Below are 17,858 nucleotides of genomic sequence, written 5' to 3'. Positions count from 1 at the left end.
ATGGACCTGACGCCGTACCTCGAAAGCCTCCGCGCCGACCTCGCCGCCGCCGCGGCCCCGGCCGGCCCGGAGACCGTCCGCGCGGCCGAACTGCTCGGGCACTCGCTCGAGGCGTCGGCCCGGCTGGCGCTGCTCGAGGCGCTGTCCGACGCGGCGGCCGAGATCACCACGCGGCTGCCCGGGGCGAGCGTCGAGGTGCGCCTGCGCGGCCGCGACGCCGACCTGGTGGTCAACCAGCACACGGCCGAGCCGCCGGTTCCGCCCGCCCCGCCCGTGCCGCCGCCGGCCCCCGACGGCGACCTGACCCGGCTCACCCTGCGGATGCCCGAGTCGCTCAAGACCCACGTCGAGCAGACCGCGGCCGCCGAGGGGATCTCGGTCAACGCCTGGCTGGTCCGCGCGGTGACCCAGGCCGTCAACGTGCCGGCCCCTCCCCCGTTCCCGACCGGCGGCCGCAGCTCCAAGCGGATCAGCGGCTTCTTCCAAGCCTGACCGGCCCGGGCTTGACCTTCCCCCTACGTGAGGGCCGAGCGTATCCGCATGCCCATTTACGAGGAGACCTGCCATGTACGAGTTCCAGCACCCCACCCCCGTGACCGTCGCCCTGCGCACCCACTCCGGCAACGTGGCCCTCCACGCCGAGGAACGCGACGACGTGCAGGTCACGATCGACGCCATGGACGACCGGGACAGTTCCCGGGAAGCCGCCGACAAGACCCGGGTCGTCCTCGAGGGCGACAGCCTGCTGATCGAGGTGCCGCACGACTCGAGGATCTGGCGCCGCTCGGCCAAGCTGGCGATCAGCGCCCGCGTGCCGATCGGGAGCGCGCTGCACGCCCGGACCGCCTCGGCCGACATCCAGGCGGCCGGCGTCTGGTCCGACGTCAAGGTCGACGCCGCGTCGTCCGACATCGAGCTCGGCGAGGCCACCGGCAACGTCTCGCTCGACTCCTCGAGCGGCGACCTGACCGTCGGCCGGATCGGCGGTTCGGTGAAGCTCGACACCGCCTCGGGTCAGGTGCGCCTGGATGACGTCAAGGGTGACGCCAAGGTGAAGTCAGCCAGCGGCAACCTGACCGTCGGCACCGTCGGCGGGTCGATCCAGGCCTCCACCGCGTCGGGCGACGTCATCGTCGGGCGCCTCACGTCGGGCCGCAGCGAGATCGGCACGGCGTCGGGTGACGTCCAGGTCGGCATCACCGCCGGCACCGGGATCTGGCTCGATCTGAACACCGCGTCGGGCCGGACCACGAGCGACCTCAACCCGGCGCCCGACAGCCCGGCCGCCACGGGCGAGAACATCGAGCTGCGGGTCCGTACGGCCAGCGGCGACATCCACATCCACCGCGCGTCCTGAAAGGACAACTGACATGCTGCCCGACAACGGTTTCGGTATCGAGAAGTCCGTCCGCCGCCGCCTCGCCCTGCGCAAGCGTGCGGGCCGGTTCACCCCGCCGGAGTGGCCGGTGAGCCGCGGCCCGACCCCCAACCCGCGCCGCCGCGAGGGCTAGGGCCTACGGCTGCAGCAGCCCGCGATGAATGAGCAGGTCGGCCAGATAGGCGGGGTCCACACCCACCAGCGAGGTGCGCAGGTGGACCCCGTCGGTCGCGGGCAGTTCCAGCTCGGCCGGCACGGCCAGCACGGCCGCCCCCGAGGCGAGCGCGCTGGAGACGCCGGTCGGCGAGTCCTCGATCGCGACGCAGTCCTCGATCGGCACGCCCAGCAGGGCCGCCGCCGTGCGGTAGGGCTCCGGGTCGGGCTTGGGCATGCTGACCTCGTCGCCGCACACCACCACGTCGAAGTTGTCCCGGCCCAGGGTGTCGAGGGCGACCTCGACCAGCTTGCGGCCGGTCGACGTGACCAGGGCCGTCGGCAGCCCGGCGAACCGCACGGCGTGCAGCAGCTCGAGCGCCCCCGGACGCCACACCAGTCCCCCGCCGAACAGCTCGAACACCCGGTCGGTGAGCCACTCGACATCGGGCTCCTCGGGCCGGTCGGGCTGACCGAGATCGTCGCGCAGGATCCGCATGCTGGTGGCCATGCTGCTGCCGATCATCGCGTGCCGGGCCGCCGGGGACAGCGTGCCGCCCGCCCGCGCGGCCAGCTCGTGCAGGGCGATCTCCCAGACCTTCTCGCTGTCGACCAGCGTGCCGTCCATGTCGAAGAGCACCGCGGCGGGTTGTCGCGCGTTCAGGATGAGCCTCCAAGCTAGTCGTGACTCCCATTGTCCCCCGCGGAACCGGTCTCGCACGGCCGTTAACTCCATCACTGTCCCGGGCCCGTACGCTCGGCCCCGTGAAACCCGAGGCCGTCACCTTCCGCACGCCACGGCCCGTACGGCGGTCGATGCTCGTGCAACGCTGGACCGACCTGGCCTTCCTGCACTGGGCGGCCGACCCGGCCGACGTCGCTCCGCTGCTGCCGCCGGGCACCGTCCCCGACACGCTCGACGGCGTCACCTACGTCGGCCTGATCGGCTTCCGGATGGAGGGGGTCGGCTTCCTGAGCGGGCCCGGCGTGCCCTACCTGGGCGACTTCTGCGAGACCAACGTGCGGCTCTACAGCGTCGACGGCGCGGGCCGGCGCGGCGTGGTGTTCCGCTCGCTCGAGGCCGAACGGCTCATCCCGGTTCTCACCGCCCGGCTCTCGCTGCGCCTGCCCTACATGTGGGCCCGCATGCGCCTGACCCGGACCGGCGACGTGCTGACCTACACGTCCCGCCGCCGTTGGCCCGGCCCGCGCGGGGCGACGAGCGATTTTTCCGTACGGGTCGGGGCCGCGATCGCCGAGCCGACCCCGCTCGAGCAGTTCCTCACCGCCCGCTGGGGCCTGCACACCAGCGCCTGGGACCGCACCGTCCACCTGGCCAACGAGCATCCCCCGTGGGCCCTGCACCGGGCCGAGCTGCTCTCGCTCTCCGACACCCTGATCGGCGCCGCCGGGCTTCCCCAGCCCACCACCCCGCCGGTGAGCGTCCTGTATTCGCCGGGCGTGCCGGTCACCTTCGGCAAGCCGCACCCGGAGCCGCCGCGGGCGCCCTAGCCTGAGGAAATGAGCGTCACCCAGCTGATCTACCGGAGCCGCAAGAACAGCCTGCCGCCGAACGGGATCTTCGAGATCCGGGACCAGGCGCGGCGCAACAACGCGGAGCACGACATCACCGGGGTGCTGCTGTTCAACCGCGACTACTTCCTGCAGTGCCTGGAGGGGGACGCCGACGAGGTGAACCGGACCTTCCGCACGATCAGCGACGATCCGCGGCATTGCGAGGTGGCCCTGATCTCAATCGGCGAGGTCCCCGAGCGCGGCTTCCCGGACTGGTCGATGGGCCTGGTCGACAGCACGTCGCCGGATCTGCGGGTGGCGTTGCGCGACGTGCTGCCGGGTTACGAGTTCACGCCCGAGACCCTGGACGCCGACACGGCCACCCGGCTCATGAACCGGATGCGCACCCTGCACCACGCCTACTGACCGGTCAGCACCACCACTTTGCCGCTGACCCGGTTCTCCTCGATGTCCCGGTGCACGTCTCGGATGCGGTCGAACGGATAGACGGTGACCGGGCCCAGGCTGAGCTCGCCGGCCTCGATCCGGTCCAGAGCGTTCTGCAGTACGCCCGCAGGCAGCGACCCGGCGTCTCCGCTGTACCCGGTCAGCCGCACCCCGCTGGGCAGGTAGCCGGTCGGGTAGAAGTCCGGGATCGTCCACTGGTTGGACAGCATCCCGGCGAAGCACACCGTGCCGTGCACCCGGGTCGCGGCCAGCGTGTCCGGCAGCGTCGGCGTGCCGACCAGCTCCAGGGCGGCGTCCACCCCGCCACCGGCCAGCTCGCGCACCCGCGCGGCGATCGCACCGTCGTCGAGGATCGGATGGTCGACCCCGTGCCGGGCGAGGTCGTCGAGCCGCTCCGGTCGCCGGGTGGTGGCCAGCACCGTCGCGCCCGTCTCGCGGGCCAGCGCGGCGGTGGCGTAGCCGAGGGCCGAGGTGCCGCCGCGGATCAACAGGGTCTGCCCGGCTCTCAGGTCGAGGCCGATGGTCAGGGACCCGTACGCGGTCTGCAAGGTCTCCGGAACACTGCCGATCGTGGCCCACGGCAGCGCCGACCGGAACGGGATCACCTGGGCCCGCGGCACGACCGTGTACTCGGCGTACCCGCCGTCGAAGGTGCGGCCCATCCCGCCCATCAGCGTCGCCACCTGCTGCCCGGGTTCGAGGTCGGTGCCCGGTGCGGCGTCGACCGTACCGACCGCCTCGATCCCCGGCACGACCGGGAGCTTCGCCCCCTCGGCGTACCCGAGACGCAGATGCAGCTCGGACCGGTTGATCCCGAACGCCTCGATCCGGATGCGCACCTGACCCGGTCCGGGCACCGGCCGGGGCAGCTCCCGGATCTCCAGGTTCTCGACGGGTCCGGGCTCACTCAACACGATGGCTCTCATGCCCCGGCCAACAACATTCCATGGAATATAATTCCGCGGAAGGTAATCTTGGTGCATGGATGACCGCCGGGTGCGCTGGCTGACCGACCTCGTACGCCTCGAGATCGAGCTCTGGGAGCACGTCGACGCCCGCCTCAAGCGCGTGCACGGCCTTCCGCTGGCGTCGTACGAGGCGCTCGACGTGCTGGCCCGGGGCGTCGCCTTTCCTGTCGCTTTTCGTGTCGGCGACCTGGCCCGGGAGATGCGCATCACGGTCGGCGGGGCCAGCAAGCTCGCCGAGCGGGTCCGCGCGGCCGGTCTGATCGAGCGCGCGCCCGACCCCGGCGACCGGCGGGCCAGCCTGATCGCGCTGACCGCGGCCGGGCGAGCCGTGTGGACCGCGGCCACCGTGACCTATGAGGCGGCCGTGGCCGAGCGGCTCGACGGCGTGCTGACCGACGCCGAGCAACAGCAGATGCACGACCTCGTGACCCGCATCCTGAGCACAGGGGGCGTACAGCAATCGCACAGCTGACCGACGCACAGTAGAGGAGTCGTCCCACCCCGGTCACCTGGAGGTATTCGTGGTCCTCGCGCTCATCGACTTTCTGCTGCTGCTGGTGCAGCTGCTGCTCGTGGCGCGGGCCCTGCTCGACTGGAGCACGGTCCTGGCCGGCCCGGCGGCGGCCGGCGGTTTCCGCGCCCGCCTGATGTCCGGCGTCTTCGCCGTGACCGAGCCCATCCTCGCCCCCGTCCGCCGGGTCATCCCGCCCCTGCGCGCCGGCGGCGTCGGCATCGACATCGCCTTCCTGATCGTCTTCTTCGGCATCGTGATCATCCGCGCCTTCATCTAAGGAGCGTGGAGCAGCCTTCGTCCAAGGAACGTGGAGCAGCCTTCGTCCAAGGAGCGTGGAGCACCCAGAGGTTCTCCTCGACATAGACACCCCGGTCCTGGTGCACGTCGACGTGCACCAGGTTCAGGGCCTCCGGCACGATGTAGTCGCGCGTCACCGGAAACACCATCCCGGTCCACTCCTGCCACTCGGCCACGGTTCCGGCGATCACCATCGACGCCGGGGCCGGGCCGAGGATCCGCGCCCCCATCCGCTGGTGGGTCCGGACCCACGGGTCGATCGACAAGCCGTCGGCGCGGGCCCACGTCGCGTACTCGGCCATCGGAACGTCCGGATACCGGTGCTTCCAGGTGGGCCGCAGCGGAGCGATGACATGCGAGAGGCCTTCCCCGTACGCCCGCAGGGAAAGCTCCCGCAGCACCTCGGTAGCCAGCCCCCGCCGGTCAAAGGCGGACCCGACCGCGGCGGCCATGAAGCTCAGGGTCGTCGGCGTGACGCCGGCCTCGTGACCCTCGACCGCCCGGGTGAGAGCGTCGTCGTAGCCGGTGGGCAGATCCTCGACGGTGCCGTCCCACGCGAACGGCACGCCCCAGCCCCCGGCCATCACCCGGCCGTCGTCGTCCAGCGCCATGATGTCGAAGCGCCCGAAGTACTGCCCGACGCGCTCGATGTACTTCCTGGACACCGCGTCGTGGAAGATGAACTCGGGCCAGCGCTCCCGGAACGTCTCCGACGCCTCGGCCTCGAGATCCGGCCGGTCCCCCCGCGTGACGATCTGCACGTGAGCTTTCTACACGTACAGGCCGCCGGTCGCACGGACGTTCTGCCCGGTCACCCAGCGGCCCTGCGCCGAGACGAGGAAGCCGACGACCGCTGCTACGTCGGCGGGCTGTCCGAGCCGCCCGAGAGCGGTCGCCCGCGCGGCCCCCTCGAGCGCCTCGGGCGGGTTCACGGCCCGCAGCGTGCCGGTGTCGGTGGCGCCCGGCGAGACGGTGTTCACCGTGATGCCACGCGGGCCCAGCTCCCGCGACGCCACCACGGTGAGCTGCTCGAGCGCCCCCTTGCTGGCACAGTAGAGGCTCAGCCCGGCGGCCGGCAGCAACGTGTTCAACGTCGAGATGTTCACGATCCGGCCGCCGTCGCGCAGCAGCGGCAGCGCCCGCTGGACGGCGAACAGCGGAAACTTCGTGTTGATCGCGAACACCCGGTCGAACTCGTCCGGTGTCAGCCCCTCGATCGGCCCCGACGTCACCGCGCCCACGTTGTTGACCAGAATGTCGAGCCCGTCCCGGACCGGCTCGAACATCGCATCCAGACTGTCCAGATCGGCCTGATCGGCCGGCACCGCGACCGCCCCCGAGGCACGTGACACCTCGTCGGCCGCGGTCTTGTCCTGCCGGTAGGTGAAGACGACGGTCGCCCCCTGCCCGGCCAGCAGCTCGACGACGGCCCGCCCGATCCCTTTCGACCCGCCGGTCACCAGCGCGGTCTTCCCCGTCAACGTCATGCGCGGCACGCTAGGCGCGCCGCGCGGCCCCCGTCTTGTACCGATGCGACGCCGCCGGCGGAGCCACAATCGGCGTCGGCGGTTGGGCCATGATCGGCGGCGTCCGCAGGTGGCCCGCGAGCCCGGTGGGCGTCAGCCCCGCCATCGCGCGAGTGTCATGGGCCAGGTGCGCCTGATCGACGTAGCCACTCCCGGCCGCCGCCTCGGACAGGCCCGCTCCCGACGCCAGCCGCCCGACCGCCCGCTGAAAGCGCGCGATCCGCCCCACAGTCGCCGGCGACAGCCCGAGATGCTGCCGGAACCCCCGCTCCAACCGGCGCCGCGACACCCCCAACTCGGCCGCGAGGACCCCGACCCGGGGCTGGTCCGCCCCCTGCAGCCGCTGCCACGCCCGCATCACAGCCCGGTCCGGAACGACGCGGGCCGGGTCGAGCCAGCCCACCAGCGTGTCCTCGACGAGGTCGAACCGCCGGGACCAGTCGCCCGCAGCTTCGAGCCGCCCCGGGAGTTCGGTGGCAACGGACCCGAGCAGAGCCTCCATCCGTACGGGATCGGGCCCGAGCTCCCCCGCCGGAACGCCGAACAGAGCAGCCGTCCCCCACGGCGTGAGCCCGACGCTCACCCCGTGCCCCCACACCGTCTCCCCCGCGGAGGTCGCAACGCCCCGGGGCCCATTGACCAGCCCCGACGAGAACCCGAAGTCGATCACGACGGTCGTGTACGCCAGCGGCAGCACCAGATGCGCGATCGGCCGCCCACCCCAGGCCCGGAACCCCGAATACCCGACGACGTACGGCCTCAGCCCGGGCCGCGCCGCCCGCACCGCCACCTCACACGGCGCGGCCGAGATCACCGCCGGCACGGAGTGAATCTGCGCCCCCATGCCCGCCAGGGTCACCGCCCACATCGGCCCCGGTCAAGCGCCACCCGACCGGACACCGCCATCGGAGACCGCGGCCGGACCGACTGACGCTCGAGCAGGTCCGGTTCTCGTTGAGCACGGTGTAGCCGGTCCAACGTCTGTGGTTGCCGGTTCGGGACGGTGTCTCTGCCTCCTGGTGGCGATGCCAGTAGGTATCAGGGTCGTTCGCCGCGCGGGCCGCGGCGTTTCCGGTCGGTGATCTGGTCGCCAGGTTCGGGGATCGTCGCGAAGATCCGTCTTCTGCGCCGGGCCCGGCGGTTCGTGCGTGAGGAGTGCTCCTTGTCGCCGACGCGGGCCGGCTGCGCGGCCGACCGACCCCGCCAGGCCGCGCGTCGCGGACCGCGCGTGATGAGCGTGGCCGGCGAACGGCCCCGGCAGTCGGCGCGGGCGTGGGCCTTGGGGTCAGACCGCCGGTCGGACCCCCGCGAAATCGGCCGGTCCAGTGCCGGGCTCGGTCAGACCTTGGTGGGCAGGCGGCGGTGCAGCTCGGCCAGCAGGACCTCGGGGGCCGGGGACATCAGGCCCACATCGACCAGGTAGGCCGTCCGGCCGGAACGGCGGCGCATCCGTGGGGCCCGGCCCGGTCCGTCGCCGGGCTCGGCGAAGTCGGCGTCGACCGGGGTGATGATGAGTTCGGTGAACGGGCCCCGGTAGCGCAACGCCACCTCGTGGATGCCCGCCCACGGCACGTGCACCGGGCGCCTCCCGGTGGCCGCGAAGTCGAGGCCGCGCATCGAGCTGTGCAGCCAGCCCAGGCGGTTCCAGGCCGCGAGCAGGATCACCGCGGCCGTCACGACCGGGACGATCAGGCCCAGCTCGAGGTAGAGCACCAGGTCGCCGGCCGACGGGGTGTCGCCGAGGGCGACCCGCAGTGCCGTGAACAGGGCCAGGGTGGTGATCCAGACGGCGGCGATCACCCAGAGCATCGTGACGTAGACGTTCGCCCGGGACTGCCGGAAGGTGATCGTGTCGTCATCCGGTCCGAGGACCTCATCGATGTGCGCCACAGCTCCAATTATGCCCTTTTTATCAGCAGATAGGAGGATTATGGGCGGGTGACCGTGACGCGGTTGGGGGACGACGCCGAGCCTGGGAACTGGGACGCTGCGGCCCGGCTCCTCGACGACTATCGCCAGCACTACGGCGCCAACCCGGCTCCGGAGGCGGTCGCGACGTGGCTGCGCGAGCAGATCGACGCCGCCCGGGCCCGCGTCTACCTGGCCTGCGGCGCGCAGGACGGAGTCACCGACGGCGTCTGTACGGTCGCGGTGGTCCCGGCCGCCCTCACCCTCCGCACGGTGTGGCTGGTCCGCGACCTCTACGTCCGCCCGGCCGCCCGCCGCCGCGGGGTGGCACGCGAGATGCTCGAGGTGGTGGCCGACGACGCCCGGGCCAACGGCGCCCACCGGCTCTCACTGCAGACCGAGTCGGCCAACGTCCGGGCCATCGAGCTCTACGCGCGCGGCGGGTTCACCGCGCTCCCCGAGGTCACCGTGATGGACAGCACGCTCTGATACTCAGACGACGGCGGGCACCTGCGCCGGGACCGCGGCGACGGCGGCCGACTTGCGCTTCGCGTACGCGTAGAGCCGCAGGATCAGCAGCAACTCGAACGCGACCATCAGCACCGACGACGCCACACCGACCGGGATGATGAGCGCACTGACCGGCCCGATGATGAACACGAACATCATGAACTCGATGCCGCTGAACAGGTGCGGCCGGATCCGGTGGCGCACCAGGAAGTCGCGCAGCCGCCACACCGGCGACACGCTCGCCCCGGGCGGCGGGCTGGTGACCACGACCGGGCCGGTGTCCGAGTCCTCGTCCGTCATGATCGGGCCGCCCTGACCGAGGTCGGCCCGGACCTTGCCCATCTGCAGCGCGTTCAGGTAGCGGAACATGTCGAGGAAGACGACCACCGCGCCGAGCCAGATGTAGGCCAGGTTGCCGGTCGCGACGTACTGACCGCCGAACAGGCCGACCGCGCACACCGCCACCCGCAGCCGGTCGAGCACGTAGTCGAGCCACGACCCGAAGGCCGAGCCCGTCCCGTTCAGCCGGGCGATCTTGCCGTCCATGCAGTCCAGGACGAAGCTGAGGTGGAACAGCAGGGCCCCGAGCAGCAGCCACGGATAGCCGGCCCGCCAGAAGCTGTAGGCGCTGCCGAGACCGACCACGAACGCCAGGAGGGTCAGCCGGTTGGGAGTCACGGAACGCCACGGCGACACGAGCTGGACCAGGCGGGACGCCAGCGGGTCGACCAGACCCACCGTCCACCAGGCATCCTTGCTCTTGTACGTGCGTTCGCGGATCTCTGCGAGGGGATACCGCTGCGCCATAGCCGTGACTCCTGGGAAACCCGAAACATGAACGATCGACCGCGCGGACCTTACTAGAACTTGAACGACGCGGAAAGAGGACCCGGGGCGTGTCGGAAATCGGGGGCTTTTTCCGTCACCTGCCGTTAACTTTCCGGAGATCCAGCCGAAAGAGACCGAGGGGAAGCACAGTGGACGCTGCCGACGTGGCGGACGATCTCGAACAGGTGCTCCTGACCGAGGAGCAGATCCTGACCCGGGTCGGCACGCTCGCCGCCGAACTGCACGAGGTCTACGGAGACCGGACACCTGTGCTGGTCGGCGTGCTCGGCGGGGCGGCTACGTTCACCGTCGACCTGGCTCGCGCGTACGCGGGAATGCTCGAAATCGGCTGGATGGCCGTCAAGTCCTACAGCACCCGCAACCGCGCCTCCGGCTCCGTCCGCCTGCTCAAGGATCTCGATATCGACATCGCCGGACGCGACGTGCTGATCGTCGACGGCGTCATCGACACCGGGCTCACCATGTCGTGGCTGATCGCCAACCTGGCCCAGCGCGAACCGGCCTCGATCGCCGTGTGCGCCCTGCTGCGCAAACCCGAGACGGCCCGGTTCGCCGACACCCCCACGTACGTCGGTTTCGAGGTCGGATCCGGCCTGATCGTCGGCTACGGCCTGGACCACCTCGGCCGCTACCGCAATCTCCGATGCGCCGCCGTCCTGTCGCCCAGCCACTTTTGACCCGGTTTGCGGGGCATTGATGGCGACGCGAAGCCAGGCGCGGCGCGGCCGCCCGGTGGTGTGCGCGGGGCGCACGTAGGCTGTCAGCATGACTGAGTTCGACGGCCTCCCGCTGCTCCGATCCCCCGTGGCCATTGCGGCATTCGAGGGCTGGAACGACGCAGCGGACGCATCGACCGCGGCCGTGGAGCATCTCGAGCAGGTGTGGCAGGCCCGCGAGATCTCGACCATCGACCCGGAGGACTTCTACGACTTCCAGGTCAGCCGGCCTACGGTGACGATGGCCGAGGGCGAGACCCGCAAGATCGAGTGGCCGACCACCCGGTTCACCGTGGCCAGCCCGCCCGGCGCCGACCGCGACGTCGTGCTGATCCGCGGCATCGAGCCCAGCATGCGCTGGCGCACCTTCTGCGAGCAGGTCCTCGAGGTCTGCCACAGCCTCGAGGTGACCCGGATCGTGCTGCTGGGCGCGCTGCTGGCCGACGTGCCCTACACCCGGCCCCTGCCGATCAGCGGCTCGGCCAGCGACCGCGAGGCGAGCGAGAAATACAACGTGGTCCCCACCCGCTACGACGGCCCCACCGGCATCGTCGGGGTGCTGCACGAGGCGGCCGGCCGGGCCGACCTCGACGCGCTGTCGTTCTGGGTGCACGTGCCGCACTACGCCAACAACCCGCCCTGCCCCAAGGCGACGCTGGCCCTGCTGAGCCGCCTGGAAGATGTGCTCGACCTGCCGGTACCCCTCGCCGACCTGGCGGAGGAGGCCGACGAGTGGGAGAAGCGGGTCCGGGCCGCCGCCGAGCAGGACGCCGAGCTGGGCGAATACGTGCGCGAACTGGAGGAACGGGTGGGCGACGAGGGCATCCAGCCGCTCACCGGCGACGAGATCGCCAGCGAGTTCGAGAAGTACCTGCGCCGTCGCGGCGGTTCGGCCGGCCCCACCGCGGGCTCCTGGTAAGACCCGCAGTCAAAGGCCCGGTTTCCCGTACGCGGTGAGGCCGGGCTTTCTGCTGCCCAGCCCCCGCCGTGCGCCGCCTGCCCGTGTCGGCACCCGCCGCGCCGCGTGTCGCCGCACTGTGCCGCGTGCCGGCGCTCCGGCGTGGCTGCGTGTCGGCGCGGCTGTGCTCCGGCGTGGCTGTGCTCCGGCGTGTCGGCGGCCCGCCCCACACCGCGTACGGCATCCTAGGAACCTAGTCTTGAGGAGGTCGTGATGACGATCAATCCTGGGGCGGCCGAGTTCCCGCACCGCCAGATCGCCGCCCAGCTGCGCGAGCGGATCCGCCGGGGCGACTGGCAGCCCGGCGAGCGCCTGCCGTCGATCCCCGCCATGGCCGAGATGTTCGGGGTGGCCAAGCAGACCGTCCAGCGCACCGTCGACCAGCTCCGGGTCGAGGGGATCCTGATCACCAAACCCGGCTCCGGTACGTACGTCCGCGGCACCCGCCGTCGCCTCAACCGACTGTCCCGCGGCCGCTACGGCGCCCACCGCGGCTACCACGCCGACCTCGCCGCCCGCTATCGCCAGCAGCTGGTCGCGGTCCGCCGGGAACCCGCCCCGCCCGAGGTCGCCGACGCGTTCGGCGTGCGCGACGGCACCGAGATGCTGGTCCGCCGCCACCTGGTCAAGGCCGACGACGCCACCGTCGAGCTGGGCGCATCATGGTTCCGGGTCACCGACGCGAGCGGCACCACCCTGGAGCGGGCCGAGGCGTTCGGCCGGCCGCTCTACCAGGAGGCCGAGGAGGTGCTCGGCAAACGCTACGCGTCGGCCACCGACACCATCAGCGCCCGCCAGCCGAGCCGGGATGAGGCCGAGATCCTGCAGATCCGCCCGGACACCCCGGTGCTGCACCTGCTGCACGTAGCGTTCGACGAGAGCCGCAAGCCGATCGAGGTGGCCCAGGCCACCTGGCCCGGCCCGATGACGACGCTGACCGAGGAGTACAAGATCCCGGCCCCCACCCCGCAGACCCCCGACTCCGACCCGGGCCTCGCCCTCGCATAGAAGCCTGTGGACGACGGCGCTGCTCCGGCTTGACAGGCGCGTAGTCTTCCCGCATTTCCCTGGGTGGGTGGTTTCAGGGGGTCGTTGCAACACGGTCGGTGTCCCAGGAGCTTAGCCAGACGTTCCGCGGGGCTGTCCCAGCCGAGGGTCATCCGGGGCCGTCCGTTGAGTTCAGCGGCGACCGCGGCCAGATGGTCGGGGTCGTGGGCGGCGAGGTCGGTGCCTTTCGGGAAGTACTGGCGCAGCAGGCCGTTCGTGTTTTCGTTTGTTCCGCGTTGCCGGCGGGCCTCGGCGCGGTGCTGCGCCGCATGCGGCCGGTAGCCACCGGATGCGCGTTGCGGCGGATCTCGCGGCTGATCGTGGACTTCGACCGGCCCAGCTCCGCCGCGATCGCGGTCTGAGAATGTTTGGCCAGCAACCGGTCCGCGATCAGGATCCGCTCGTCGAGTGACAGGAACCGGGCCGAGACACTCGCCCGCACAGCGTTCTCCTGGGCCCGCTGCTTGGCGTTACGCGCCGCCCGCGAGTCCGGATGCCGCCACTCATAACCGGTCCGGCGATCCACCCCGACCTGACGGCACGCCGCCGTCCCTACTCCTCGCGCCACAAGATCTAAATATGCTTACCGCTGCTCGGCCTTGCTCAACCCGTTGATCCAGCTCTGATCGGAACCCTCGAACGCCCTGTCAACCCCTTGTTGAACTCAGGTGTTGCGACGATCCCGTGAACCTGAGGTAGGCGGGGAGGCGGCGGCTGCTCCGAAGATCACGGCGTGAAAATGTCCTCGATGTGGCATTCGAACGCAGCGGCCAAGGCGAACGCGACGGTCAGGCTCGGGTCGTACTTGCCGTTCTCGATCGAGTTGATCGTCTGACGGGAGACGCCCAGCCGCGATGCCAGGGTTTCCTGGGTCCAGCGCCGCTCGGCCCGCAGGACGCGCAGGCGGTTGCGCATCAGCGATACCTCTCCATCCGGCTCGCCCACGCCACGGTCCACGCGAACAGCGCGAACATCAGCACCCACGGCCCGCGTAGGGCCGGCACGTCGGCGAACGCGTCCACCATGGTCCAGGTCAGCGTGGCCCCGATCGTGGCCCAGAAGGCCAGGGCCGATGCTTCCAGGCCGGCCGTCCGCTCGACGCCCTCGCGGCGCATCGCGGACCGTCCGATCACGAACGCGGACGCCATCAGCCCGATCACCGCCAGCACGGCCACAACGGTGACCAGCCAGCCGTACGGGCGCTCGACCGCGACGGTCAGCACGATCGCCGCGATCATCCCGGCCAGCCAGACTCCGCTGCCCGCCCAGACCGCCGTCGATTCCTTTCTCGTCATGTCAGCCATACCCCAATCGTCAAGCTCCCTTGCCATTATGTCAAGCGTGCTTGTCACAGCAAGCGGAAGACCAGCGCAAGGTCCACCGGGGACGATCTCGCCCCGTTCCCGCTCAACCGGCGAGAAACGGGGAACCATGCGAGAGAAACGAGACTCACGGGGGCGCCGGCAACCGCGGCGTCAGCCACACCGCGGCAGTCTGTGGCACCAGAGGCGACGGCGGGCGCGGAGTCGGCGTCGTCCAATCCGGACTGCCCGGCGGACTATCCGTTCGGCCCCTACTGGCCGGCCAGCTTCAACGCGTTCAAGAGGACGGAACTGTTCCGGGGCGGCCGTGCCGCTGAGGGCATGCAACGGCGGCGCCGCGCAGAGCGGGGAGCGACTGACCCGCGGCGACGGCCGCTACGCGTTCCGAACCTTCGCGCCCCTGGAGAGGAACTGCCTGCCTGGATGTCCGCGGAACGGGCACGAACGCGGGCACCACCATTCATGGTTCCCGGCGCAGGAAAACGGAAGACCCGAGGGGCCGGTGGCTCCTCGGGTCGACTGTTCACGAGGGAGGGCTGGGGAACAGCCCTCCCGCTACGACAAACTCAGAAAAGGTCGACATCGATGCTGTTGCCGTTCAGGATGCCGTTGTTCGAGGTGTAGCTGTAGAAGCTGCCACCGTTGTTGTAGAAGTCGTAGCCGCCACCGTGACGGTGGTGGTGACGACGGTGGTGGTGGTTGTAGCCGTAGTAGTCGTCCTCGTCGCACCAGTAGTGCGAGGACTTCGACGAGGCACCCTCGTGCGACACGGCAGCCTGGGCGGGACCCGCAAGGGCGAGGCTCGCGCCGGAAGCCAGCAGCAGGCCGGCGAGGTACATCATCGGACGACGACGCATGATATTTCCTTTCGGACGAAAGTAGGACCTCCGAAAGTCTGGACTTCTCGCCGACGAAATGTGCGTCTTTACGGCCAACTACAACTAATCCGGTGCGAATTAGCCAAAATGCTCCACACATCGTTCCGGGCCATTAGGGTGCGCCGTTCACAGACGCACGCCCAGCAATGCGTCCACCGTCCGCGCCATCAGGGCCGGCGCCTGGTCGTCATCACCGGCACCCGAGAGCGCGGCCTCGGCCCACGCGTCCACCACGGCCAGCGCCGCGGGCGCATCAAGATCAGAGTGCAGAGTTTCCCGTACGGCCGAAAGCAGGCCCTCGCCCGACGGCCCGGCCGGCGCGACGGCCGCCGAACGCCACCGGGCCAGCCGCTCCTCCCCCGCCTTGAGCACGTCGTCGGTCCACTCGCGGTCGGCGCGGTAGTGCCCCGAGAGCAGGCCCAGCCGGACGGCCATCGGGTCGACGCCGTCGCCGCGCAGCCGGGACACGAAGACCAGGTTGCCCTTCGACTTCGACATCTTCTCGCCGTCCAGGCCGATCATGCCCGCGTGCACGTAGTGCGCGGCGAACGGCGCCTTCCCGGTCAGCGTCTCGGCGTGCGCGGCCGAGCACTCGTGGTGCGGGTAGAGCAGGTCGCTTCCGCCGCCCTGCACGTCGATGGTGTCGCCGAGCCGGCCGAGCGCGATCGTCGCGCACTCGATGTGCCAGCCGGGGCGGCCGGGGCCGAGGTCGCCGCCGTCCCAGGCCGGCTCGCCGTCGCGGGCGCCGCGCCACAGCAGGGGGTCGAGCGGGTCTCGCTTGCCGGACCGCTCGGGGTCGCCGCCGCGCTCGGCCGAGAGGACGGTCATCTCGTCGCGGCTCAGGTTGGACTCGTAGCCGAACCGCGGGGCGACGGCGATCGAGTAGTACACGTCGCCGGTGCCGTCGTCGAGGGTGTAGGCGGCGCCGGCCGCGATCAGCTCGCGCACGTGCTCGACGATGGCCGGGATCGACTCGACCGCGCCCACGTAGTGCGCCGGCGGGATGATCCGCAGCGCCTCCATGTCTTCGCGGAACAGGGCGGTCTCGCGCATGGCGAGCACGATCCAGTCCTCGCCGTCGCGCTCGGCCCGCTCGAGCAGCGGGTCGTCGATGTCGGTCACGTTCTGCACGTAGTTGACGTCGTGGCCGGCGTCGCGCCAGAGCCGGTTCACCAGATCGAACGCGATCATCGTGGCCGCGTGCCCGAGGTGGGTGGCGTCGTAGGGCGTGATGCCGCAGACGTACATCGTCGCGGTGGAACCGGGCGAGGTCGGGGCGATCTCGCGGCGGGCCGAATCGAACAGGAGCGGCGGCAGGGCCTCTCCGGGCAGGGTCGGCACGTCGTGCCCGGTCCAAGCATCCATGGTCAGGAGCCTATCCAGCGCTCCTGAGAACACACCCGGGGGCGTGAAGAAAGCAACAACTCAGACGGGCGGCCACGGGATGGCGGGCCAGTCCTGGGGCGGGTCGGGATAGCGGCCCCGGCGCAGCAGGCGCTTGATCCGGCGGCGTACGGTCTCGACCTCGGTGATCGTCAGGTGTTCCTCGAGCTCCTCGCCCAGCGGGCCGCCCAGCGACGCGAGCAGGGCCGGGAGAACCTCGTTGGCCTCGGGGACCAGGGGCTTGCCGGTCCAGCCCCACAGGACCGTACGCAGCTTGTTCTCGACGTGGAAGCTGACACCGTGGTCGACGCCGTGGACCGAGCCGGTGGCCGGGTAGAGCACGTGGCCACCCTTGCGGTCGGCGTTGTTGATCACCGCATCGAACACCGCGAGCCGGGCCAGCCGGGGGTCGTCGGCGTGGGCCAACGCGTAGGCCTCGCCGTCGTCGTCGCGCGCGTTGGCGACCGGCAGCCAGCCCTCGGGCACGTCCCACGCGGGCACGAAGCCGATCAGGGATTCGGCCGTCTCGGGTTCGTCGATCCAGAGCTGCAGCGCGCCCACGCCGAGCGGGCCCTCGCGCAGGATCGTCGGGGGCACCAGATCCCAGCCGGTCGCCTTGGAGACCAGATAGGCCGACACCTCGCGGCCGGCCAGCGTGCCGTCGGGGAAGTCCCACAGCGGGCGCTCGCCCTGCACCGGCTTGTAGACGCAGCGGCGGGTCAGACCGTCGAGCGTGATCTCGGCCCGCAGCGTGGTGTTGGACGCGTCGACCAGCCGGCCCTCGATCTCGAGCCGGCCGCGGGCCAGCAGGTCGAGGGCATCGGCCTCGGCCAGCGCCGCGGCGGGCTCGCTCTTCACCGGTGGTAGCCGTTGTGCCGGGGGCAGAGGTGACCGGCCGGGTCGAGCGGCTGGCCGCAGAGCGGGCACGGGGGCCGGCCGGCGGCCACCACCCGGCGCGCGCGGTCGATGAACGCGCGGGTCGCCTCGGGGGTCAGCCGCACCCGGAGGCGGTCGAGGTCGTCGTCGGGCTCGTCGGCGTCCTCGTCGTCGGCATCCTCCTCGACCACGGGCGCGTCGTCGTCGCCGTCGGTCAGCTCGATCTCGACCTCGGCCTCGCCGGCCTCGATCGCCTCGATCACCACGGTGCTGGTGTCGACGTCGAAGGCCAGGCCGAGGGTGCCGACCCGGAACTCCTCGTCGACCGGGGTGTCGAGCGGCTCGTTGTCGTGGGTGGCCAGCACGGGCAGCTCGGGCAGGTCGACGCCGAACCGTTTGTTGGCCTCGACGAGCAACTCCTCGAGCTTTTCGGCGAGCAGCGACACCTGGACCTTCTCCAGCGCGACGCTGACCACCCGGCCGCCGCCACGGGCCTGGAGGAAGAACGTGCGGTCGCCCGGCTCGCCCACCGTCCCGGCGACGAACCGCTCCGGCGGCTCGAACGAGTGCACCTGGTGGGTCATGCCGACAA

General features: G+C 71.1%; 25 protein-coding genes and 2 pseudogenes. 12 read left to right on the top strand and 15 right to left on the bottom strand.

Features of this window, described 5'->3' with window-relative positions:
* The 3 genes from KOI35_RS13210 to KOI35_RS13200 all read left to right on the top strand — a co-directional run bounded on the left by KOI35_RS13210 (window position 1) and on the right by KOI35_RS13200 (window position 1,511).
* Window positions 1-492 (top strand): hypothetical protein, encoded by a 492-nt coding sequence (locus KOI35_RS13210; protein ID WP_215787089.1) that lies wholly within the window; start codon window positions 1-3, stop codon window positions 490-492.
* A 73-nt stretch (window positions 493-565) separates the two neighbouring features.
* Window positions 566-1,357: a DUF4097 family beta strand repeat-containing protein gene (locus KOI35_RS13205; protein WP_215787087.1), complete on the top strand. Its 792-nt coding sequence runs from the start codon at window positions 566-568 to the stop codon at window positions 1,355-1,357.
* Between the two features lie 13 nt (window positions 1,358-1,370).
* Window positions 1,371-1,511 (top strand): hypothetical protein, encoded by a 141-nt coding sequence (locus KOI35_RS13200; RefSeq protein WP_215787085.1) that lies wholly within the window; start codon window positions 1,371-1,373, stop codon window positions 1,509-1,511.
* Window positions 1,512-1,514: 3 nt separating this feature from the next.
* Here the strand turns inward: KOI35_RS13200 and KOI35_RS13195 are convergent, their stop codons facing one another.
* The gene (locus tag KOI35_RS13195; RefSeq protein WP_308120941.1) at window positions 1,515-2,171 is read right to left on the bottom strand and encodes an HAD family hydrolase; all 657 of its coding nucleotides are present in this window, start codon (window positions 2,169-2,171) and stop codon (window positions 1,515-1,517) included.
* A 176-nt stretch (window positions 2,172-2,347) separates the two neighbouring features.
* Here KOI35_RS13195 and KOI35_RS13190 point away from each other — a divergent pair, with 176 nt between their 5' ends.
* Together KOI35_RS13190 and KOI35_RS13185 are read left to right on the top strand one after the other, a co-directional pair.
* Window positions 2,348-3,043 (top strand): YqjF family protein, encoded by a 696-nt coding sequence (locus KOI35_RS13190; protein WP_215787944.1) that lies wholly within the window; start codon window positions 2,348-2,350, stop codon window positions 3,041-3,043.
* A 9-nt stretch (window positions 3,044-3,052) separates the two neighbouring features.
* On the top strand, window positions 3,053-3,472 hold the full coding sequence (locus KOI35_RS13185; RefSeq protein WP_215787084.1) for a BLUF domain-containing protein: 420 nt from the start codon (window positions 3,053-3,055) through the stop codon (window positions 3,470-3,472).
* Here the strand turns inward: KOI35_RS13185 and KOI35_RS13180 are convergent.
* Window positions 3,466-4,440, bottom strand: a complete 975-nt coding sequence (locus KOI35_RS13180; protein ID WP_215787082.1) for an alcohol dehydrogenase catalytic domain-containing protein — start codon at window positions 4,438-4,440, stop codon at window positions 3,466-3,468. The genes KOI35_RS13185 and KOI35_RS13180 overlap by 7 nt on opposite strands.
* 55 nt (window positions 4,441-4,495) lie before the next feature.
* Here KOI35_RS13180 and KOI35_RS13175 point away from each other — a divergent pair, with 55 nt between their 5' ends.
* Together KOI35_RS13175 and KOI35_RS13170 are read left to right on the top strand one after the other, a co-directional pair.
* Window positions 4,496-4,954 carry a MarR family winged helix-turn-helix transcriptional regulator gene (locus tag KOI35_RS13175; RefSeq protein ID WP_215787080.1) on the top strand — a complete coding sequence of 153 codons (459 nt, stop codon included), beginning with the start codon at window positions 4,496-4,498 and terminating at the stop codon, window positions 4,952-4,954.
* A 49-nt stretch (window positions 4,955-5,003) separates the two neighbouring features.
* Window positions 5,004-5,273 (top strand): YggT family protein, encoded by a 270-nt coding sequence (locus KOI35_RS13170; protein ID WP_215787078.1) that lies wholly within the window; start codon window positions 5,004-5,006, stop codon window positions 5,271-5,273.
* Here KOI35_RS13170 and KOI35_RS13165 read toward each other — a convergent pair.
* The 4 genes from KOI35_RS13165 to KOI35_RS13150 all read right to left on the bottom strand — a co-directional run bounded on the left by KOI35_RS13165 (window position 5,266) and on the right by KOI35_RS13150 (window position 8,709).
* Entirely contained in the window at window positions 5,266-6,054 is a 789-nt protein-coding gene (locus KOI35_RS13165) for a hypothetical protein (RefSeq protein WP_215787077.1), read from the bottom strand. The genes KOI35_RS13170 and KOI35_RS13165 overlap by 8 nt on opposite strands.
* A gap of 9 nt (window positions 6,055-6,063) precedes the next feature.
* Window positions 6,064-6,780: an SDR family NAD(P)-dependent oxidoreductase gene (locus KOI35_RS13160; RefSeq protein ID WP_215787075.1), complete on the bottom strand. Its 717-nt coding sequence runs from the start codon at window positions 6,778-6,780 to the stop codon at window positions 6,064-6,066.
* Window positions 6,781-6,790: 10 nt separating this feature from the next.
* Window positions 6,791-7,663 (bottom strand): AraC family transcriptional regulator, encoded by an 873-nt coding sequence (locus KOI35_RS13155; RefSeq protein WP_215787073.1) that lies wholly within the window; start codon window positions 7,661-7,663, stop codon window positions 6,791-6,793.
* A gap of 494 nt (window positions 7,664-8,157) precedes the next feature.
* Window positions 8,158-8,709: a hypothetical protein gene (locus tag KOI35_RS13150; protein ID WP_215787072.1), complete on the bottom strand. Its 552-nt coding sequence runs from the start codon at window positions 8,707-8,709 to the stop codon at window positions 8,158-8,160.
* A gap of 48 nt (window positions 8,710-8,757) precedes the next feature.
* Here KOI35_RS13150 and KOI35_RS13145 point away from each other — a divergent pair, with 48 nt between their 5' ends.
* Entirely contained in the window at window positions 8,758-9,216 is a 459-nt protein-coding gene (locus tag KOI35_RS13145; protein ID WP_215787070.1) for a GNAT family N-acetyltransferase, read from the top strand.
* 3 nt (window positions 9,217-9,219) lie between these two features.
* Here the strand turns inward: KOI35_RS13145 and KOI35_RS13140 are convergent, their stop codons facing one another.
* Complete coding sequence (locus KOI35_RS13140; protein WP_215787067.1) at window positions 9,220-10,044, bottom strand: CDP-alcohol phosphatidyltransferase family protein; 825 nt, start codon at window positions 10,042-10,044, stop codon at window positions 9,220-9,222.
* Between the two features lie 185 nt (window positions 10,045-10,229).
* Here KOI35_RS13140 and hpt point away from each other — a divergent pair, with 185 nt between their 5' ends.
* The 3 genes from hpt to KOI35_RS13125 all read left to right on the top strand — a co-directional run bounded on the left by hpt (window position 10,230) and on the right by KOI35_RS13125 (window position 12,768).
* A complete protein-coding gene (hpt, locus tag KOI35_RS13135; protein ID WP_308120939.1) occupies window positions 10,230-10,763 on the top strand; it encodes a hypoxanthine phosphoribosyltransferase in 534 nt (177 codons plus the stop codon).
* Window positions 10,764-10,851: 88 nt separating this feature from the next.
* Window positions 10,852-11,721 (top strand): PAC2 family protein, encoded by an 870-nt coding sequence (locus tag KOI35_RS13130; RefSeq protein WP_215787063.1) that lies wholly within the window; start codon window positions 10,852-10,854, stop codon window positions 11,719-11,721.
* A gap of 252 nt (window positions 11,722-11,973) precedes the next feature.
* Window positions 11,974-12,768 carry a GntR family transcriptional regulator gene (locus KOI35_RS13125; protein ID WP_215787061.1) on the top strand — a complete coding sequence of 265 codons (795 nt, stop codon included), beginning with the start codon at window positions 11,974-11,976 and terminating at the stop codon, window positions 12,766-12,768.
* A 104-nt stretch (window positions 12,769-12,872) separates the two neighbouring features.
* Here KOI35_RS13125 and KOI35_RS13120 read toward each other — a convergent pair.
* Window positions 12,873-13,046, bottom strand: a pseudogene (locus KOI35_RS13120) (transposase); the annotation flags it as partial.
* Here KOI35_RS13120 and KOI35_RS13115 point away from each other — a divergent pair.
* The gene (locus KOI35_RS13115) at window positions 12,972-13,169 is read left to right on the top strand and encodes a hypothetical protein (RefSeq protein ID WP_215788049.1); all 198 of its coding nucleotides are present in this window, start codon (window positions 12,972-12,974) and stop codon (window positions 13,167-13,169) included. The pseudogene KOI35_RS13120 and the gene KOI35_RS13115 overlap by 75 nt on opposite strands.
* Here KOI35_RS13115 and KOI35_RS48890 read toward each other — a convergent pair.
* From KOI35_RS48890 to KOI35_RS13085, 7 genes and pseudogenes are all read right to left on the bottom strand, one after another.
* Window positions 13,160-13,249, bottom strand: a pseudogene (locus KOI35_RS48890) (hypothetical protein); the annotation flags it as partial. The gene KOI35_RS13115 and the pseudogene KOI35_RS48890 sit on opposite strands and share 10 nt — an antisense overlap.
* A gap of 284 nt (window positions 13,250-13,533) precedes the next feature.
* Window positions 13,534-13,722: a helix-turn-helix transcriptional regulator gene (locus KOI35_RS13110; protein ID WP_215787059.1), complete on the bottom strand. Its 189-nt coding sequence runs from the start codon at window positions 13,720-13,722 to the stop codon at window positions 13,534-13,536.
* Complete coding sequence (locus KOI35_RS13105) at window positions 13,722-14,102, bottom strand: hypothetical protein (RefSeq protein WP_215787057.1); 381 nt, start codon at window positions 14,100-14,102, stop codon at window positions 13,722-13,724. The genes KOI35_RS13110 and KOI35_RS13105 overlap by 1 nt, the downstream gene beginning before the upstream one ends.
* A gap of 593 nt (window positions 14,103-14,695) precedes the next feature.
* A complete protein-coding gene (locus KOI35_RS13100) occupies window positions 14,696-14,986 on the bottom strand; it encodes a hypothetical protein (protein ID WP_215787055.1) in 291 nt (96 codons plus the stop codon).
* Between the two features lie 147 nt (window positions 14,987-15,133).
* The gene (mshC, locus tag KOI35_RS13095) at window positions 15,134-16,372 is read right to left on the bottom strand and encodes a cysteine--1-D-myo-inosityl 2-amino-2-deoxy-alpha-D-glucopyranoside ligase (RefSeq protein WP_215787053.1); all 1,239 of its coding nucleotides are present in this window, start codon (window positions 16,370-16,372) and stop codon (window positions 15,134-15,136) included.
* Between the two features lie 60 nt (window positions 16,373-16,432).
* Window positions 16,433-17,248 carry an SCO1664 family protein gene (locus KOI35_RS13090; protein ID WP_215787051.1) on the bottom strand — a complete coding sequence of 272 codons (816 nt, stop codon included), beginning with the start codon at window positions 17,246-17,248 and terminating at the stop codon, window positions 16,433-16,435.
* Window positions 17,245-17,850: a DUF3090 domain-containing protein gene (locus KOI35_RS13085; protein ID WP_215787049.1), complete on the bottom strand. Its 606-nt coding sequence runs from the start codon at window positions 17,848-17,850 to the stop codon at window positions 17,245-17,247. The genes KOI35_RS13090 and KOI35_RS13085 overlap by 4 nt, the downstream gene beginning before the upstream one ends.
* Between the last annotated feature and the right edge of the window lie 8 nt (window positions 17,851-17,858).

Origin of the sequence: Paractinoplanes bogorensis, assembly GCF_018829635.1 — a bacterium.
Taxonomy (GTDB): Bacteria; Actinomycetota; Actinomycetes; order Mycobacteriales; family Micromonosporaceae; genus Actinoplanes; species Actinoplanes bogorensis.
This window is presented reverse-complemented; position numbering and strand designations above follow the sequence as displayed.

Excerpts from the sequence above, each read along its gene's own strand:
- KOI35_RS13110 (WP_215787059.1), bottom strand. The coding sequence starts at position 13,722 with ATGCGCAACCGCCTGCGCGTCCTGCGGGCCGAGCGGCGCTGGACCCAG.
- KOI35_RS13100 (WP_215787055.1), bottom strand. The coding sequence starts at position 14,986 with ATGCGTCGTCGTCCGATGATGTACCTCGCCGGCCTGCTGCTGGCTTCC.
- KOI35_RS13190 (WP_215787944.1), top strand. The coding sequence starts at position 2,348 with ATGCTCGTGCAACGCTGGACCGACCTGGCCTTCCTGCACTGGGCGGCC.
- KOI35_RS13205 (WP_215787087.1), top strand. The coding sequence starts at position 566 with ATGTACGAGTTCCAGCACCCCACCCCCGTGACCGTCGCCCTGCGCACC.
- mshC (WP_215787053.1), bottom strand. The coding sequence starts at position 16,372 with ATGGATGCTTGGACCGGGCACGACGTGCCGACCCTGCCCGGAGAGGCC.
- KOI35_RS13210 (WP_215787089.1), top strand. The coding sequence starts at position 1 with ATGGACCTGACGCCGTACCTCGAAAGCCTCCGCGCCGACCTCGCCGCC.
- KOI35_RS13085 (WP_215787049.1), bottom strand. The coding sequence starts at position 17,850 with ATGACCCACCAGGTGCACTCGTTCGAGCCGCCGGAGCGGTTCGTCGCC.
- KOI35_RS13125 (WP_215787061.1), top strand. The coding sequence starts at position 11,974 with ATGACGATCAATCCTGGGGCGGCCGAGTTCCCGCACCGCCAGATCGCC.
- KOI35_RS13140 (WP_215787067.1), bottom strand. The coding sequence starts at position 10,044 with ATGGCGCAGCGGTATCCCCTCGCAGAGATCCGCGAACGCACGTACAAG.
- KOI35_RS13175 (WP_215787080.1), top strand. The coding sequence starts at position 4,496 with ATGGATGACCGCCGGGTGCGCTGGCTGACCGACCTCGTACGCCTCGAG.
- KOI35_RS13180 (WP_215787082.1), bottom strand. The coding sequence starts at position 4,440 with ATGAGAGCCATCGTGTTGAGTGAGCCCGGACCCGTCGAGAACCTGGAG.
- KOI35_RS13185 (WP_215787084.1), top strand. The coding sequence starts at position 3,053 with ATGAGCGTCACCCAGCTGATCTACCGGAGCCGCAAGAACAGCCTGCCG.
- KOI35_RS13105 (WP_215787057.1), bottom strand. The coding sequence starts at position 14,102 with ATGACGAGAAAGGAATCGACGGCGGTCTGGGCGGGCAGCGGAGTCTGG.
- KOI35_RS13155 (WP_215787073.1), bottom strand. The coding sequence starts at position 7,663 with ATGGGGGCGCAGATTCACTCCGTGCCGGCGGTGATCTCGGCCGCGCCG.
- KOI35_RS13130 (WP_215787063.1), top strand. The coding sequence starts at position 10,852 with ATGACTGAGTTCGACGGCCTCCCGCTGCTCCGATCCCCCGTGGCCATT.
- KOI35_RS13200 (WP_215787085.1), top strand. The coding sequence starts at position 1,371 with ATGCTGCCCGACAACGGTTTCGGTATCGAGAAGTCCGTCCGCCGCCGC.
- KOI35_RS13160 (WP_215787075.1), bottom strand. The coding sequence starts at position 6,780 with ATGACGTTGACGGGGAAGACCGCGCTGGTGACCGGCGGGTCGAAAGGG.